This window comes from Pseudoalteromonas sp. XMcav11-Q, assembly GCF_040104525.1.
Lineage (GTDB): Bacteria > Pseudomonadota > Gammaproteobacteria > Enterobacterales > Alteromonadaceae > Pseudoalteromonas.
In genome coordinates, this window is record NZ_JBECOX010000007.1 from 234948 (window position 1) to 253243 (window position 18296).

The following is an 18296-nucleotide window of genomic DNA, read 5'->3' on the forward strand; positions in this document are numbered from 1 at the left end:
GCCGCGCAGTGATGCTCGGCCTTTTTCTTTGCGCGCTGGTATGGCTCTTGAATCATGATACACTGGCGAAAAATAACGAATTTAGGATGACAACTTGGTGATGGAAAAAACTAAACCGCTAGCCAAAAAGCAGCCGAAATCCTTGCTGCACCATAATCATGAGCGTATCGACAACTACTACTGGATGCGTGATGACGAGCGTAAAAATGCTGATGTGTTGGCACACCTCAAAGCAGAGAATGATTACTGTGAAGCGCAAATGGCGCCTCACCAAGCACTGCAAACCCAGCTGTTTGAAGAAATGAAAGGTCGTATCGTAAAAGACGATAGCTCAGTGCCCGCAAAAGATGGCAACTATTGGTATGTGAGTGAAGTGAGTGGTGATGAGGAATATGCTAAGTATTATCGTGCATCACAAGAAGATTTGTCGGATAAAAAACTGCTGTTAGACATTAATCAGTTAGCCGCTGGCAACGAGTTTTATGACATCGGTGATATTACTGTAAGCCCAGACGAGCAACTGCTTGCCTATAGTGAAGATACCGACGGGCGTCGAATTTATACCATCAAGTTTCTTGATTTAAACACCAATACGCTACTACAAGACGTGCTGTATAACACGGAAGGTCAGGTAATTTGGGCGAACGACAATAAAACCGTATTTTATGTCAAAAAAGACGAACAAACGTTGCTCGGCTTCCAAGTGTATCGCCATGTGTTGGGAACGCCACAAAGCGATGATATTTTGGTGTTTGAAGAGCAAGATCGCCAATTTTATATGGGATTGGGTAAAAGTCGTGACGAAAGCGCTATTTATATCTATCTCGCAGCAACGGAAACGAGCGATCAGTTAATACTGGATGCAAACGATCCTTGCGGTGAGTTTAGCACTCTTATTCCAAGAGAAATTGGCCATGAATATGGTCTTGAAAAAATGGGAGAGTTCTTTTACATCCTTAGTAATAAGAACGCTAAAAACTTCCGTTTAATGCGTGCAACAGCGGCAACCGTTGGTGATGTCGAGCAATGGGAAGAGTTGGTTGCCCATCGTGACCATGTACTATTAGAAGGTTTGGAGCTGTTCCATAGTCACTTTGTGCTGACTGAGCGTGAACAAGGGCAGATCCGTTTTGTTGTCCATGATTATCAAGGGCAGAGCTATCACCTTGGATTTGATGATGCTTGTTATTTTGCTACGGTAGGAAATAACCCTGAGCCAAGTTCAAGTAATATTCGTATCCACTACTCGAGTATGACAACTCCCAGCTCAGTGTACGATTGTGATTTAACCACTGGTAAGAAGACGCTGAAAAAGCAACAGCAAGTGTTAGGTGATTTTAAACCTGAATATTATCACTCTGAACGTTTGCATATAACCGCAAGAGATGGTGTTAAAGTCCCTGTGTCTTTGGTGTATCGAAAAGATAAGTTTAATCAAGACGGTAGCAATCCACTATTGCAGTATGGCTATGGTTCTTATGGTATTACTATCGACCCTAACTTCTCTAGTCAAATTCTAAGCCTGTTAGATAGAGGGTTTGTATACGCGATTGCGCATATTCGAGGTTCTGAGATGCTTGGTCGTGAATGGTATGAGCAAGGCAAAAAAGCGCATAAGCAAAATACCTTTAACGACTTTATTGATGTTACCAAGGCCTTGGTTGAGCAGGGCTACGGCCATAAAGACAAAGTGTTTGCATCAGGCGGAAGTGCAGGCGGCCTGTTAATGGGTGCAATTGCAAACCAAGCTCCAGAGCTGTATTTAGGGTTAGGCTGCCATGTGCCTTTCTTGGATGTGTTAACTACCATGTTGGATGAGTCAATCCCATTGACCACAAACGAGTATGATGAATGGGGTAATCCGAATAATGAAGCGGACTACCAGAATATTTTAGCGTATTCGCCGTATGACAATATTGAAGCCAAAGCCTATCCAAATATTCTAGTCACCACAGGTCTGCACGACTCGCAAGTGCAGTATTGGGAGCCAATGAAGTGGGTTGCTAAGCTTAGAGAATATAAAACGGATGATAATGTGCTGATCTTTAAAACCGACTTGGAAGCGGGTCACGGTGGTGCCTCAGGCCGATTTAAAAGCTTACATGAAAGAGCGCTAGAAATGGCATTCTTTATCAGCTTATTGAATGGTAGGTCGTAGTTCTAACTCGACAACAGCGAGATAAAAGATCGCGAGGTAAACTCGCTCCTACCAGAGGAAAACCTAGGTAGGAGCTGGCTCTGCTTGTAAGTCGTAGCTTTAGCTCGACTTGTACACCCTAGCTCTAACTCGACAACAGCGAGATAAAAGATCGCGAGGTAAACTCGCTCCTACCAGAGGAGAATCAAGGTAGGAGCTGGCTCGCTTGTAGGTCGTAGCTTTTAGCTCGACTTGTACACCCTAGCCTTAATCTTAGTTTAAATATGCTTTAAGCATCCACACCAGCTTCTCTTGCTCTTTGATGTAGTCGCTCATTAGCGCAGCTGTCCCTTCATCTTCGGCTTCGCCCGCCTGCGCTAGAATCTCACGCTGCATAGAAATAAGCGTTGTGTAGCCATCAAGCAGGGTTTCTAGTGCTTGCGTACCATTGCTGATCCCTTTTGCTTCTTGAATTTTGCTGGTTTCCAAATAATCAGAAAACGCATGCAATGGGTTGCCTTCAATTGTCAAAATACGCTCTGCGATTTCATCGACTTTCTCAAGTAATAGCGTATAAATTTCTTCAAATTTTAGGTGTAGTTCAAAAAACTCACGACCTTTGATATTCCAGTGAAAACCACGGGCATTCATATATTGAATTTGGTAGCTGCTTAGTAGCGTATTAAGTGACGTTACTAGCGCTTGGCTCTTTGCTTTGTCTAAACCGATAGAATTAATGTTTGTCATGCGATGCTCCTTGTTGATTCACAGTCAGTATGGCGCAACCTTAGGTGATTGCCCAATGATTAAAATCAAAGTGTTTAATCGGAAAAATCAATTAATAAAATAAAAACATATTAAATATTAATACAATATGACGTTGGGATGAGCGTGGTAAAAAACAAGATGAAACCCCAAAAAGCGCTCAACAATAACAAGGTGACATGAATACTTGGCGGGAATAAAGCTTGCCAACTTTTCCCAAAGCCTTACCAGAGCGCGTAGTTTTTGATCTAAGACAAGTGTTTAATCTCGTTCGTATTTTGGCGGTTTTAAACTTGATTTAGGTCAAAATATCGCCGCATCATAAGCGCATAATCATTTCATCAAGACACAAAAAACGCGGTGTCTACTACTTGAGGAAATGAGTATGAAAGGCAAAACAAAATCAGAACATAAAATGGAACTCGTCGTCGTTGTTATCGCTTTAGTGGCTTTTGTTGTTGGGCTCGTAGGTCACTTAGCTGGCGCAAGCATCGCAAACTCAGATACCTTTGGCTATATTGCAGCGCCAGTACCGTTATTAGTTGGCTTGATCGCAGTGATTGCTTACAAAGTAGCTGCAAGCGCAGAGCACTAAGGCCTCCCTAACAGCTCGCAGATATAGTCCATTACCGCACGGGAATATATTAAGCTGGTATGGCTGAGATGAAATACTTTGTGCTCGGCCATGCCACTGAGCTTGGTTTCTTCTAACAGCACAGTGCCATCTGACTGGCTACCTTTTTGTAGCAGTGGCATTAGTCCAATGGGTAAGTCACCGGCAATACTGTAAAGCTTGGCGTCGAAAGGCCAATCTTGATTGTTAGATAATAAAAACTCCACACTGTTTTTTAACAGTAGCTCCAGTCCTTTGTCGTGCATATGCTTGGCAATGGCACTACCTTTATGTGGTGTCCCCAAGGTCACCACTTTTTTTACTTGCTTGCTCGCGGCAGAACCTCGTTCTAAATATGCTCTTGCAACTAAGCCCCCCATGGAGTGGCAAACGAGGGCGGCGGGACAGTCGCCAACAAAAGTATCAATAGCGGCGCAGATCTCATCAATATCTGGCGTTAATGTGTTATAGCTTAAATTGAGAATACGGTAGCCCGATTTACCTAAGCGAGCGCTAAGCGGCCGCATCACAAAACCAGACATGTACAAGCCGTGTAGCACCACAATGCTCTCGATTTTGGCGCTCGCGGTAATATTGAGTGAAATAGGAGCGTGGTTCATACCGCCTCTTTAAACTTGAATACTTCTAAGCCTTGCGCGAGTGTACCACCCCCACTTGAATACTTGATGTATAAATCAATCCAAATTAGAAATTATTATTCTAACTAATCAAATTGCCACTCTTGCTTGTAATCGTACCTAAAGCCAATGGAGATGGAGTCCATATCGATTTGGTTGTCGAAGGACTTGTTCAAATACTCCAAGTGCACTCTGAGGGGCGGTGTTGGTAGCCACTCAAGTGTAACATTGTAGCCATCGAAGCTTTGATTAAGCGGATCATGACTGCCGTAACCGTCATCAAAATCAAAATATCCGGTTTTGAGTTTATAGTGTTTTGCGAGTTGATAGGCCAACGAAAGATCAAAGGTGTGGCCTTGTCGAGAATCAAGAGCTTCCACGCGTTGATAGTCTTTGTCCTGATATGCCATAGCAGCGTAAAAGCGGGAGGTAAATTGGTAAGCCAGCGCACCAGACCAAAGTTGGTTTTCGCCAATATGTTGCTCGTTATCGTACACATCGTTTTGTTGATAAGTAATCGCTGCGTGTAAACCTGCGTTATCGTAACTTAACCCAGTGTTGAATAAATCCGTTTGATTATCGCCCTTATCACCATTAAATTGGCCTGCGGCGATAAACGTCATTGGCCCCAATTCGTAGCGGTAAGTGACTAAATTATCAACGAAAAAAATACTCTCTGGATCGTAAGCAAATGGGCTGCTGGCGTGATTAAAAATATCAACGTATTCGGCAATAAACAGATACTGTGCAGGCCTTTGTTTGCCAATGCCAAATCGACCATACGGTGTACCTAGCGCAGTATAAGCACGGCGTGACTTGCCAAAATTTCCTTCATTGGCGAGATCGATGCCCCATTCACCATGAAGTTCGGCCTGCCAGCCCGGCATAAATTCATGAGTTACTTTAATCCCTGCGTGGGATAAGGCGTCACGAACATCCCAGTTACTTGCGTCATCTTGATTGATTACGCCAAATGTCGGGCGTATTGTGGCATAGGTTTTGAGCGTGGTTGAGGGCTCGCTAGGTGGTTTTACCGGGTCACTTTGTGGTGTTGATTTTGCCATTGGAGCTGCGGCCTTTAGTTCGCTATTTTGCGTCATAAACCGAGCTTTAAGCTCAGCTAATTGCCGCTCAAGATTTTCAATGTCGGCCATGGTGACAGGTCGATCGGTTGCCAAAGTTGCTGAAGAAGTCAGTAAACAGGCTAGGCCAATCAGTGCGGTTGAATTGCTCAAAGTAAAATTCATGGTTTTTACATCGCTCAGTTGCCAATAATCGAATTATAGACAACACTTTTGATATTCGAGCACTTTTTATTCAGGCTGTTGAATATGAAGATCCGCACTAAGTTCTCTGTGACTTCTGCCATAGTGATCTTATTGATCATCACGACGACGACGCTTTCTACTTACTGGTTTGTTAGCGATTCGGTGAAAACCAAAACCCATGCCTATGTAACAGATAGCACGCAATTGCTGGCTGTGAGCATAGAGAATTGGCTGGCTGGTAAAGCAACGCAAATTAATGTGATAAAAAGTCAGTTAGAGCAAAACTTTAGCGATGATAACTTTCAACAAGCACTGAATACACCAGTGTTTAAAAAGGAGTTTCTGCTGGCTTTTGGTACTTTGGCTAATGAGGAAGGGCTCAGGTCGAACAACCCCGCTCGCAAAAATCCTCCGGGCGTCGATTTTAGAGAGCGAGCTTGGTATCAGCTTGGTAAAAACCAAAATAAAACCGTTTATACCAGTCCATATACGGACGCGGCGACAGGTGAATTATTGCTGTCGGTGGTATCTCCCATTGTAGTGAACGGTAATTTTAAAGGGGTAATTGGGGGAGATTTAAGCCTAAAAACCATCGCTAATAGTGTCAATCAGGTTAACTTTGATAACACGGGCTATGCCTTTTTGGTCGACAAGTCTGGTAATGTAATTTCTCATCAACATGCCGAATTTAACGGCAAAAAATTGCAACAGGTATATCCAGCTTTACGCTTAGATAGCGTAGATAAGTTGCAAGAAGTGGATACCAAAGAAGGCAAAAGGTTGTTTTACTTACATTCGCTTGATAACACCTTTGGTACGGACTGGTATTTGGCGGTATTAATCGATAAATCAAAAGCCTACAAAACACTGACTGAAATTACAATAAACTCCCTGATCATTGCTATTTTAGCCGTGGCTATTGGAGTATTCTGCGTACGGACGTTAGCAATTCACTTACTCCAACCATTACGGGATTTGGAATCTGCAATCACCGGCATGGCAAGTGGGGGCGGTGACTTAACTCAGCGCTTAAAAATTGTTAACGAAGACGAGTGCGGCACGGTAGCGCGACAATTTAATTTGTTCTTGGGCTTTTTGCATGGGTTAGTAAGTAATGTAAAAGAACGTGCAGACGACGTGGTGATAAGCAGTGATGCCGCCAAAGAGCTGTCGACGCATTCTTCACAGAAACTTGATCAACAAGTTAGCCTAATTGAAAACCTCGCTACCGCGATGAATGAAATGAGTACTACCTCGACCGAAATCGCAGGTAACGCGCAGCAAGCCGCAAGCTCTATCACCTCTGTAAATGAAAAGACCTCCGAAGGGCAAGAAATATTCTTTAAAGCGCGAAGCCAAATTAATGCTTTGGCTGACGATATTACTGCATCGTACGAGTTGAGTACGCAACTTGCAGAATACAGCCAAAATATTGAGAATATTCTTTCGGTCATCAATGGCATTGCTGAACAAACCAATCTACTGGCACTTAATGCTGCAATTGAAGCCGCACGTGCCGGAGAGCAAGGTCGTGGTTTTGCGGTTGTGGCCGATGAAGTGCGTTCTCTAGCATCAAAAACACAGGAATCCACCACCGAAATTAAATCCATGATCGACCAGATCCAAGCTTCGTCCATTCAAGTTCAGCAATCTATGGGAAGTAGCAGAGATAAAACCCAGCAATGTGTGTCACAAACCGAGCAAGCGACACATATGCTAGAAGAAATCTCAGAGGCAGTAAAAGAGCTTATGGATCGCAATATTCAAATCGCAACAGCCATAGAAGAGCAAAGTGTGGTGATTGAAGAAATCAATAAAAATACAATACATATCAACGATATTAGTGTCGAAGTCGGCAGCTTTTCTGACAAACAATACAGCGCCAGCGAAGAACTCGCTAAAAACGCCCATGAACAAGAAGCGCTACTGTCTAAGTTTACGTTGTGAGCTTGAAATATAACGGGTCACAACACATGGCTGTTGTTATAGCGACAGCGCCATTCTGTTGGCGAGCAGCCAGCATAACGCTTGAATGCAATGCGAAAGTTCACAACAGTACCAAAGCCACTCAGTTCAGATATCACATTGATGTTAAAAGTGGTTGTTTCGAGTAAGATTTGCGCCCGCTGCACTCGCAATTCTCGAAGCCACATCATGGGTGATTGGCCAACGTATTTATTGAAGTTTCTAGTCAGTGCTCGGCTTGTCATACAGGCGTGCTCAGCTATTTCAGCGAGCGTAAGCGGTTTATGATAGTTGTGTGAGAGCCATAATTGTACCCGCTGAATGTCATTTAAGACATTATATACAGGTCGATATAATTGAGGGTGTGAAAAACTGCGCTCAAGAGGCATTACAAAACGTTCCGCAACTTTGTTCGCAAGCGCTGCTCCAAAATCACATTTAATGATGTGTAGACACAGGTCTTGTCCGGCAGAAAGGCCGGCCGATGTGATAACTTGTCCCTCGTCAACGTATAATACGTCACGCAATATATCGACCGCCGTGTGGTGTTGCTCAAACTCTGAAAAAACATCCCAATGCGAGGTAGCCCGTTTTCCATCTAAGACACCTGATTTTGCTAAAAGTACTGAGCCATTACCGATAGAAACGATGCGAGAACCTTGTTGATATGCGGTGCGAATTGCACGGAGAACGTTTTCATCATCATAGGCAGTCGGTGTATATAAGCTTGGAACAATTAATGTGTCATTAGCGCCGATAGCTGATAAAGGTTGTACATTCTCAATGATAAAACTATCGCTTTGAACTTGCCCTTGGTTACCTACAAATTGGATATTATAGCGTGGTTGTTCGCGTTCTTTTGTTGCAAAAAAAAACATTTGGTAAGTCACGGCTAAATCATATGGTACAAAGCCACCGACAACTAAAATATGAAGATTAATCAGAGTAGATTCACAACTCATAACGACCACTTAGCTTATGATGATATATTAATAGTTAGCACAATATTAATGGTAAAGGGAACTCTAGGACATTGATGTTGACTTTTTTCGATGTTAATTAGTCCTTATTCGTTCCTGCTTCATTCATTGTTTATTCTAAACTTTTAAATAAAAGGACTTATTGTTTTTATCAAAGAGAAAAATAGAGTGTAGACCTTTGGCCTACTATTTTGGTAGCAGCTTCAATTTCAATACTGCTGCGGTGATTAATCAATGAAGCTAGAGGTAGGTGTCGTTATGTTTCATTTGGTGCATACGGTTGGGTTGACGCTATATTCATTTTTGTTGGTATTGTTACTTGCTACCAGAACCGTGCCTAGAACACCTTCCGGAGCTGGGTTTTGGTCGAGCGCTATCTTGTTTGCAATTGCTTCACGAATTTGTATTTTGCTAGGCGAACTTGTTATTTCAACAGAGCTAAGTAGTAACCTTTATCTTGTACTTAACCTTTTTGAGAAGCCAATCCTATTAGTTGGAGTATGCCGATTCTTTAAATTGAATTGCGTAAAAAGAAGAGTTATTCAATTATTTAGTTATGTGCTTGGTACGCTGTTTATAATTTCAATCTTAAACTTATCTCCTTGGTACTTTAAGATCCTCTGTGCAATGGTTAACTTTTCTTTTTTATTTTATATATTTATACTTTTTTTTGGAAAGAAAAAGCCATATTTTACCTGTGTGTATCGGTTTATCTCCCTTGCAGCCCTTATTCTCTCCATACATTGGTTGGTTTCTTACCCAATAATCTATTATTTCCCTGACTGGAGAATCTATGGTTTTATTCTAGGTACTATGGTGAACTTGGTACTCTATTTAGCTTTATTGGCATCAGTACTTATTACTTTCCAACGCCGCTTGCTCAAGGCTGAAAAGCATGCACTGAAACTTGCTTATCATGATGCACTTACTGGGCTTAAGAATAAGCGTTATCTGACTAACTTTTTTAATCAGGCGAACATTTTTGCCAATCGCCCACATCAATTAACCGCGGTATTTTACATTGATTTGGATAACTTTAAGCCCATTAATGATAGTAGTGGTCATAAGGTTGGTGATGAAGTACTCAGATGCATAGCAACAAGACTAATTGCCAGTACACGAAGTACCGACATATGTGCTCGAATTGGAGGTGATGAATTTATTGTAATCGCAACGCAGCTAGACTCAAAAGAACAAGCGGAGATTATCGCTAGAAAGTTACTCATCAGTATCACGCAAGAAATTGAAGTTGAACATCAGGTGTATAAAGTTGGGGGGAGTATCGGTATTAGCTTTTTCCCCACTCAGGGAAATTGCATCGAATCATTAATTGAGAAGGCTGATAAAGCAATGTATGCCGTTAAGTCTTCTGGCAAGTGTGGCTATAAGTTATCTAACCCCTAGCAGTTTTTGTATTGCCGCCAGTTGGTATTCGTACTCTTTTATTGTTTCCTGTAGCATAGAGAACCAGTGTTTTGCTCAAAGTAAAAGAAATTTCCTCGTTGAATTAAATAGGCTAAGTTGAAAGGTGATGAGATCTAACGGAAAAAACTTTAAGAAGTATATTATTGTTCTGCTATCGATAAGTGCTATTTTCATCATCCTGATTACGCTCATGCAGCCTGTGTTAATCAAAGCTATATGGGCTAAATATAAGTCTACGGATCATTTTTTAACTCTCCAGATTGATAGACGTATCAGATACGAAGCTTCAGCAGAAAACAATGCATTTCGTGTAAGTAGAGTTTTGAGTGAGAGTCAGTATGCAGTAGAGCATGTGCTCAAGGCTAAATTTAAAAAGCCAATCTCGGTTTATGTGTGTGCTAGTCAAGACTCTTTCAATGAATATGTATTTTTATCCAAAAATGTTGTTGGTGCAGTATATTGGGGTAAATTATTTTTATCGCCAAATGCATTTCATAGCAGTTCGATTGGGAGGTTACTTAATCATGAGTTAACACACTACCTTTTTTACACCCATCTTGGGGATAAGGCCCATATCGAAAAAGTACCTTTATGGTTTAGAGAAGGGATCGCTGAGTTTGTTGCAAATGGAGGGCAAGATTATACTAAAGGCAAAGAGATTTTCGAGCTAATGAATGAAAATGAGGTAAATACCTATTTGTCGGAAGAGTTGAATTATTGGTTTTTATCACAGGATGCAAGTGATGCTGTAACAAAAAATGGGGTGGTTAACCGGGTGTCGTACAGGGTTGGTGGGTTATTTGTGCATTTCATCTATGACCTAAGCCCTAAACAATTTAACGAATTAATACAGTTATTATTAACAGGAATTGAGTTTAGTGATGCGCTTCAAAGTACTTATGAAAAAAGTACTCATTCTCTACTTAAGGAATTTTCTCATTACCTAACTCAGGAAAGCGGTTTATCTGATTAAATCAATCGTTACATAAACGCTAGGGGCGGAGCATACTTTGATTACTTATAAACCAAAGAACACCTGTGCCCTAAATTTGTCGTTCCAGCCAGCGGTTTTCATTGCTGAACAAACCAATCTACTGGTACTTAACGCTGCAATTGAAGCCGCACGTGCCGGAGAGCAAGGTCGTGGTTTTGCGGTTGTGGCCGATGAAGTGCGCTCTCTAGCATCAAAAACACAGGAATCCACCACCGAAATTAAATCCATGATCGACCAGATCCAAGCCTCGTCCATTCAAGTTCAGCAACCTATGGGAAGTAGCCGAGATAAAACCCAGCAATGTGTGTCACAAACCGAGCAAGCGACACATATGCTAGAAGAAATCTCAGAAGCAGTAAAAGAGCTTATGGATCGCAATATTCAAATCGCAACCGCCATAGAAGAGCAAAGTGTGGTGATTGAAGAAATCAATAAAAATACAATACATATCAACGATATTAGCATCGAAGTCGGCAGCTTTTCCGACAAACAATACAGCGCCAGCGAAGAACTCGCTAAAAACGCCCATGAACAAGAAGCGCTGCTGTCTAAGTTTACGTTGTGAGTTCTTGAGTTTGAACAATCCACTCAACTTTTGAGTGGATTATTACTTAATTGTGGCGTTGGTATTCCTACTATAAGTCTTTTCCTATCAATCCATCAGTATTCTGTTCTAATTACATTGTAAAGTTAATTAAATGTTAATTGTTTGGGGGGGGGGGAGCAAAGCTAGATCCAAGTGTTACTTGAGTAATAACTCAAAAAATAAATTATAATTGACATATGTTAAAAGTATGATGATGTACCTGTAATGGGTCCTTTAGCAGTAAAGTAATTACAAAATGGTGGTATTTAATGCAACTAGGTCTACGCAAGATCGATCATAATTATAAGAACTTTATTTACAGATATGTATCTTCGAGTTTCTGTGTTAGACAATTAAAAAATATACTACCAATGGAGTTGGTTTTACATGATTATTATAGTTATTCATTAAAAAATAAAAGTTGAAAATATATTGAGATTGAGAGGGGAGTTCTATAAAACTATTGATTTTGGTTTGAGGGAAAGGGAGCTTGAGGAAAGTGATATTCATTTAATTAATAAAAGCCTCAGTTTAGAGCTTCCAGGCTATAGGACTCATAAGTCATGGGTTGGTAGGTGTGAAAATGATAAAATTTATATACCACCTGCACCCAGTAAAATTAAAAGTTTAATTAACGATACGATAAAAACATTTAACAAGGAAAGAGTTGGAAATAATTTAACTTGTAACCTTTTTTTATATTTTAGAGTTGTAGCTATACACCCATTTATTGACGCGAATGGAAGGACTGCTCGCTCTTTATTTCTAAGCTTAGTCGAAGAAAAGTATAGCTTATATTGTCCTAGACTTCATCTTTCAAAGAAAACTGAAGAAATGTACAACGAACTATATTTTAAATCTCTTTCATCCTATGAGAGTTTTGCTAACTCTCCAGAGTTAAGAACACTATTAGAAATGGGAAAGGAGTTGACCAATTACTTTAACAATGAAAAGGAATCCTTGGTTTTTAATGTGGTGCGAGATTATAGGGTGACGGATGAAGAAAGGTTTTATAACTTATTTAATGTTCTGGTTGATAAAGGGGTTTTTATAGAAAGTGTAGAGGGAGTAAAAGATGATTTTTATATTAACCTTAAGAAAAAAGGTGTTGTTGAAGTCTTACCAATATTTGGAAGAGTCGGTAACGTTATAATTTCAAAGCATATTTTCAATTACCACAATAAGTTACATGAAAAGTTAATAAAAGGAATGAAATGAATATAAAAAAGAGTTTGATCTTTAGTCTGATGGGGGGCTGTTTTATTAAATGTTGATATCGATGCTTACGAACTATCAAATAGTAACTCGCTATCAGCCGGCTTTAAAAGTGCGTATGCTATTGAGAGGATACAAGTAAATGGCGTTGCTATTCCGAAGAGCCGATTTCGGCATTCTGTTAGTAATTTAAGTCGTACATTTGAAACTTTGGGTGATCGTTATGGGTACGATAACTCTAGCTCTGAGCAAAGAGAAAAAGAAGCAAGAGCATTTGATGCTGAGGTTATATGGCTCTGTGGTAATTATGCAGATCAAAAACCAGACTCTTGTGATCCATTGTTAAAACCAACAATATCAGTCGACGGTTGTAGCTCAGAAATAGGTTCTATTGATATACTTAATAGCTGGGATGGAGTTTTTAGAGATAGCTGCAACGGCCATGATAAGTGTTACTCTACTCTTGATTCAGGACAAAAGAATTGTGACGATCAATTTCACGCAGATATGGCTGCGACATGTAAAGTAAAATGGGAAAAGTCTGCGAAGGGAAAAAAAGATATAGAGTTTAATTATAGATGTAATAAAACAGCGACGCTTTTTGCTAGAGGAGTAAAGGGTTTTGGGAAGTCCTATTATAACTCGGCCCAAGAAGAATCTGCATGTTATGAATGGCACGATAATTTACAAATTTGCAAGCCTATAATTCACGAATATTTTAAAAGCTAACTCACGGCCCCTATTTTGGGGGCTATCTAGGAACGAGAAAATGAATCACTTATCAAAAAATATTTTTTTAATAGGTTTATTTTTTTCACCATTCTCCTTTTCTTCTAATTGTAATTACTTTTATTTTGATGGGTTTGGTGGAAATGTTGAGAGGCCCTATGTTTATTACGAAAGGGATTGGTTCAACGATATTGATATTGAGTCAGATGAAGTTGAGATCACAAAATCTTTAGTTGTTGATGCTGTGGTAAAGGTAATATCAGGGGAAGCTAGTCACCACAATATTGTAACTGGGTGGGACTTTAATACTCTAGAATTAGCCTTGATTTATGATATTGGTGATGATTATGTAGAAAGCTTGGCTGCTTTAGGTTATCGAGTTTCAAAATCATCTCTTACTATCTTGCTGGAGAATAAAGGTGATGAAGAATTTATAGATTTATTGAAAAAATACTATGATGGTAATAAACATGAGTTGTTAATATATATTTCAGGGAGAAGTTTTTCTTTGACCAATTACTTGTTGTCGAAGAAGAGGTTTGAATTAATAAAAAAGTTGCAAGATGAATTAAATTTTGATGCCAGTTCAAATTCCTTGCAAGGGGATATGGTTAACTTGGATGGTTATAGTATAAATGAAAGGTTGGTGATTTCTGATTTTATAGATTTGCGCGTTTATGGCGAGGTTTTTAACAGAAAGGAATTGCAACGAAAAGATAGATTGAAAAAGATCAAGTTAGCTTTTGATAATTATAAACATTATAACTTTTATAATAGGTGTAGGTATCAAGATGTAGACTTTACAAAGGCAAAGTTTATAGGTGCAGTAGGGTTTGGTGAGCTTAAAGAAAAAATAAAAGGTCTTGACTTAGATGGTTCGTTAAAGTTATTTCAAGGTCAGCCTATTTATCAAGATTATGTAAGTTATCTTTTTTCAATAGATAATATAGATGATAAGCCGTCAGTATTCTTAGATGATTTTAAGAGAGTCCCTTCTGAAGAGTTGTATGGTTATGTTAATGATCAAGAGCATGCATACTATTCAAGGAATGGGATAAGTGTTAATGAGTTCTATTTTCTACATAGAAATGGGTCTTGGAAAGAGCAAAAACAATTGTTTAACATAACTAGAGTTGCTGGTTATTTGTCAGAAAATAAATGGCTTATCTCTCGCTTGTCAAAAAATAAATTAGATTCCCTAAGTGGTTTATATCTTTATGGTAAGAATTTTAGTTTCTATTATTTACAAGGTGAGACTGATGTAGAGGAATTTAAAAAGGCTGTAACCGTTTTCGGTGCTCCAAAGTCTGAGTTTGGTATCAATATTTTGGAGTGGTACTCGGTAAAGTCGATGCAGAATAAAAAGTATGAAAAAATTAAGAACTACGTTAAAAATAATTATAGTTATGTTGTTAGGATTCAAAAAGAAATAAATTTATGAATGATAAATTTAACCATAACAATATATTAACTTTTCTATTTATTTTCGTTAGCTTGCCACTTTTAGAATTTGTCAATTTAGCCTTTAATGGTACGTACTTTTCATTGTCATCTTTTTTGTACTTATTAATGGTGGACCTAGTCGCAAAGTCAACTCCACTTGCTTTTTCCAAATTGATGTTGAGTTTTAAAGGTATAAGGTTGATTCGTGAAATAGTAAGAAACTACTTGTACGGCAGTATTATGCTGATTTTTAGTATGTATGTTTGGATTATATACTTTTCGGAATCAAACTTGGCAGTTCTTATCTTGGTAACACCTTATGTCATTTTAATTACAGTCCCTGCACTGATTATGAGCTGTATACTCACCCGATGTATTAGAAAAAATCAGAGGGCTGAAGGGCAGCCCTAATGGGGAACATACGTTAGCAAAATGATTGGGTGAATATGGATGAGGCGGCTTTGAATCGTCGTACTAACAAAGCCATTAACCCAATCCTGTCAATTTATAGTAGAATAACCAACTTAGTGATGAGGTACTGCTGCTGTATTAAAAGCGTTTAGTACCCTATGTTGTATCCTTTACTTATCTCTTGCTTCGTACGAATGGCGCTATGGTAGGTGTGAGCTTGGCAAGGTGTTCAACATATGAGCTTTTAAAGTTAATTAATACAGGTGGTTATAATGGCAATACAGTGGTTCCCAGGGCATATGAATAAAGCGCGCAATGAGATCAAAGAGATCATGCCGCAGATGGATGTCATTATTGAAGTGCTGGATGCTCGTATTCCATACAGTAGCGAAAACCCGATGGTAGGGCAGTTACGTGGTGACAAGCCTGTTATCAAAATCATGAACAAAGCGGACCTTGCCGATCCTGAACTGACCAAGCAGTGGATGGAGTATTTTGAACGTGAGAGCGGTGTAAAAGCGCTGGCGTTTGGTCATGATAAGGCGAATGAAGTACAGCGTATTAATGCGCTTTGCAAAAAGCTTGCACCTCATAAAGTGGGTCAAGATAAGCAGCTAAAAGCCATGATCATGGGTATTCCAAATGTGGGTAAATCGACACTTATCAATACACTTGCTGGCAGAATTGTTGCAAAAACAGGTAATGAACCAGCGGTAACTAAAGCGCAACAGCGTATTAAGCTTGAAGACGGCATTATGCTTTACGATACGCCGGGTATGTTGTGGCCAAAGGTTGAGAACGAAAACTCGGGCTATCGTTTGGCGGCAACGGGTGCTATTCGCGATACGGCTATCAATTATGAAGAAGTGGCGAGTTACACCGCTGAATATCTGCTAGGTGCATATCCAGAGCTTTTAAAAGCACGTTACAAGCTCGACGAATTACCGGACTGTGATTGGACATTTATCGAGATGGCTGGCCGCAAGCGTGGTTGTGTAAAGGGCGGCAATCAGGTCGATACGCATAAGATGTCGGAGATTTTAATCAACGAACTGCGCGATGCTGTTATCGGACAGATCACGATGGAAACGCCGGAAATGCGAGAGTCGGAAGAAGAAATGGTTGCTGAGTTACGAGCACAAGCTGAGGCTAAAAAGGCCGCGCGTGAAGACGAAAAACGTCAGCGCCGCGCAAGAGCGCGTAAGAATCGCCGCTAAGCGGCGAATTTGGTTTGATTCCGGCCTTGTTTGGCACGATAGAGCGCGGCATCGGCGCGCTTTATAAAACCATCTTCTGATTCATCAATATGGTATTGTGCAACGCCAATACTGACTGTCACTTTGACCTCACATTCCGCCTGCTCTAGAGCAACATGGATCTTCTCAGCAATCGCAATTCCTTGTTCTAACGTCGCTTTGGGTAGCAATACCATAAATTCTTCACCTCCCCAGCGGCACAACAAACCGTTGTTTTCTATCTGGCGTTTACATACGTTCGAGAAGCATTGCAGCACTCTGTCGCCTACCACATGGCCATGTTGATCGTTCACTTGTTTAAAGTGGTCAATGTCCATCATCAACATTACTACAGGGGTTGATTGGGTACGCGCTTTCGCTAAATGATGCTGAAGCTGTGGCTCGAAGGCTTGACGATTAAAGGTATCGGTGAGTTTGTCGTACTTCGCCATTTTTTCTAAGCGTTTTTGATAATGGTTAAACGTCAACTGCGCTACGGCCAATATTAATAAGGTGACTAGGCTCCCTACCCATAAATTGGTTGTGAGTATGTCGCTTATTCCACTGGATTTATCTATTGTTTGCTCAACAATTAAATACCAGCCTATAGAGTCCAAATAGCGCGAATGGACAAACTCGGCATGGTCGTCGGTTTCCAACCGAAATTGATATTCGGATTGATTGAGCAGCGCCGTTGCTTGGGTTGGAAAACGATCATGAATACTGGTGCCTGATAGGGTCTGATCGTTAAAAAATAATAGCCTGCCTTTGTGGTCAATAAAGTACAGTTTGCGTGCGTAGCTGGCTTCGTATTGTTCGATTAAATTATGTAAATCAGCCAATAAGATGCCAACCCCAACAACGCCAATTACATCGTTGTTTTGCCTTATTTTATGATTGACGTAAACAATGGCTTCGTTGTTATCTCTTGGGTCTATATCAACATTGAGCGCATAGTCAGCATCGCTGTGCAAGCTTTCTCGGTACCAATCGTTTTGTTTGGCGCGAATGTCTAATTGCTGGGTGTTACCATCAAAGTGGTAATAAATGAGGCTCTTGTCATCCACTAAAAAGCTTGTTTTTGCGTGATGTAAAGCTCGAGTATCTTCTAAGTAGGTGAAAATAAGCGCAGGGTCTTGCTGTGAAGACGTTAGCCAGCGTTTAATAAAGACGTTATTTGCCATTTGCTGAGAAACAATAATTGGAGCTTGAAGCCGTTTTTGTATATCTAAATCAATCAGATGGCTGGTGAGTGGCAGAGCATCATCGCTCACCCCTTTATACAACGATTGTTTAGCATGCTCGATACTTATCCAGCTGGTGAAAATAAACCCTACCAGCAGCAGCAGACTTAACAACATGTTATAACGGTAGCGTCGAGCGTTCATATTATTGTTATTTTTGGAAAAATAGAATGATACGGATTCTAGTAAAAGAAAACGATTACACGACATTACAGCTGAACAAACGCTGATAGAAAATGTAGGCATAAAAAAAGCCCTGAGCAGGGCCTTTTGATTCATATCTACCGTCACCGATATGAGCAATGTAGCAAGTAAAAAGTGGTTGCCAGTGATACACATCAAGGGGCGTTGTAGCACATCACCGACAACACGATTCAGGGTCGAATCAGCAAGAGCATGTTCTCTTGTTGATATTGATTATCAATTAGATTAGCCGTTAGGTCAATACCTTTTTGAAAATAATTCTCATTAATATTTGTACGGCTGTTTTTCGGTAAGTGCTGAAAATAGATATAATACCAGTTGTATTAAGTAAATGATCTATCTTGAAGCAGGGAAATAGCTTTAGTAGCAAGGCAAAAATTTTGCTATTTAGTTGTTCTAAATGAGAAATTTTTAACGAAGCTAATATGCTATTTCACCCTTCAA

At 40.1% G+C, this 18296-nt stretch carries 15 protein-coding genes; 10 read left to right on the forward strand and 5 right to left on the reverse strand.

Annotation, left to right across the window (positions count from 1 at the left end):
- The first annotated feature begins 100 nt into the window (after positions 1–100).
- The gene (locus ABMY45_RS13530) at positions 101–2158 is read left to right on the forward strand and encodes a S9 family peptidase (protein ID WP_174170219.1); all 2058 of its coding nucleotides are present in this window, start codon (positions 101–103) and stop codon (positions 2156–2158) included.
- A gap of 252 nt (positions 2159–2410) precedes the next feature.
- Here ABMY45_RS13530 and ABMY45_RS13535 read toward each other — a convergent pair whose 3' ends face one another.
- Positions 2411–2884 carry a Dps family protein gene (locus tag ABMY45_RS13535; RefSeq protein WP_010376518.1) on the reverse strand — a complete coding sequence of 158 codons (474 nt, stop codon included), beginning with the start codon at positions 2882–2884 and terminating at the stop codon, positions 2411–2413.
- A 403-nt stretch (positions 2885–3287) separates the two neighbouring features.
- Between ABMY45_RS13535 and ABMY45_RS13540 the strand changes: the two genes are divergently transcribed.
- Positions 3288–3497 carry a hypothetical protein gene (locus ABMY45_RS13540; protein WP_010376516.1) on the forward strand — a complete coding sequence of 70 codons (210 nt, stop codon included), beginning with the start codon at positions 3288–3290 and terminating at the stop codon, positions 3495–3497.
- On the opposite strand, the gene ABMY45_RS13545 is transcribed toward ABMY45_RS13540, so the two are convergent.
- Positions 3494–4135 carry an alpha/beta fold hydrolase gene (locus tag ABMY45_RS13545; protein ID WP_174170220.1) on the reverse strand — a complete coding sequence of 214 codons (642 nt, stop codon included), beginning with the start codon at positions 4133–4135 and terminating at the stop codon, positions 3494–3496. The genes ABMY45_RS13540 and ABMY45_RS13545 overlap by 4 nt on opposite strands.
- A gap of 104 nt (positions 4136–4239) precedes the next feature.
- A complete protein-coding gene (locus tag ABMY45_RS13550; RefSeq protein WP_211867306.1) occupies positions 4240–5400 on the reverse strand; it encodes a porin in 1161 nt (386 codons plus the stop codon).
- Between the two features lie 84 nt (positions 5401–5484).
- Between ABMY45_RS13550 and ABMY45_RS13555 the strand changes: the two genes are divergently transcribed.
- Complete coding sequence (locus ABMY45_RS13555; protein WP_102057745.1) at positions 5485–7368, forward strand: methyl-accepting chemotaxis protein; 1884 nt, start codon at positions 5485–5487, stop codon at positions 7366–7368.
- A 17-nt stretch (positions 7369–7385) separates the two neighbouring features.
- Here the strand turns inward: ABMY45_RS13555 and ABMY45_RS13560 are convergent, their stop codons facing one another.
- On the reverse strand, positions 7386–8348 hold the full coding sequence (locus ABMY45_RS13560; protein WP_174170222.1) for a helix-turn-helix domain-containing protein: 963 nt from the start codon (positions 8346–8348) through the stop codon (positions 7386–7388).
- 252 nt (positions 8349–8600) lie between these two features.
- Between ABMY45_RS13560 and ABMY45_RS13565 the strand changes: the two genes are divergently transcribed.
- The 7 genes from ABMY45_RS13565 to ylqF all read left to right on the forward strand — a co-directional run bounded on the left by ABMY45_RS13565 (position 8601) and on the right by ylqF (position 16386).
- Positions 8601–9770 carry a GGDEF domain-containing protein gene (locus ABMY45_RS13565; RefSeq protein WP_174170223.1) on the forward strand — a complete coding sequence of 390 codons (1170 nt, stop codon included), beginning with the start codon at positions 8601–8603 and terminating at the stop codon, positions 9768–9770.
- Between the two features lie 127 nt (positions 9771–9897).
- Entirely contained in the window at positions 9898–10764 is an 867-nt protein-coding gene (locus ABMY45_RS13570) for a hypothetical protein (RefSeq protein ID WP_349289008.1), read from the forward strand.
- Between the two features lie 37 nt (positions 10765–10801).
- Positions 10802–11350: a methyl-accepting chemotaxis protein gene (locus ABMY45_RS13575; RefSeq protein WP_227386720.1), complete on the forward strand. Its 549-nt coding sequence runs from the start codon at positions 10802–10804 to the stop codon at positions 11348–11350.
- A gap of 459 nt (positions 11351–11809) precedes the next feature.
- On the forward strand, positions 11810–12589 hold the full coding sequence (locus ABMY45_RS13580) for a Fic family protein (protein ID WP_349289009.1): 780 nt from the start codon (positions 11810–11812) through the stop codon (positions 12587–12589).
- A 207-nt stretch (positions 12590–12796) separates the two neighbouring features.
- Positions 12797–13315, forward strand: coding sequence for a hypothetical protein (locus ABMY45_RS13585; RefSeq protein WP_349289010.1), 519 nt, complete (start codon positions 12797–12799; stop codon positions 13313–13315).
- A gap of 40 nt (positions 13316–13355) precedes the next feature.
- The gene (locus ABMY45_RS13590) at positions 13356–14756 is read left to right on the forward strand and encodes a hypothetical protein (protein WP_349289011.1); all 1401 of its coding nucleotides are present in this window, start codon (positions 13356–13358) and stop codon (positions 14754–14756) included.
- Positions 14757–15441: 685 nt separating this feature from the next.
- Positions 15442–16386, forward strand: coding sequence for a ribosome biogenesis GTPase YlqF (gene ylqF / locus ABMY45_RS13595; protein ID WP_039493363.1), 945 nt, complete (start codon positions 15442–15444; stop codon positions 16384–16386).
- On the opposite strand, the gene ABMY45_RS13600 is transcribed toward ylqF, so the two are convergent.
- Positions 16383–17792 carry a sensor domain-containing diguanylate cyclase gene (locus tag ABMY45_RS13600; protein ID WP_174170228.1) on the reverse strand — a complete coding sequence of 470 codons (1410 nt, stop codon included), beginning with the start codon at positions 17790–17792 and terminating at the stop codon, positions 16383–16385. The two genes, ylqF and ABMY45_RS13600, sit on opposite strands and share 4 nt — an antisense overlap.
- Between the last annotated feature and the right edge of the window lie 504 nt (positions 17793–18296).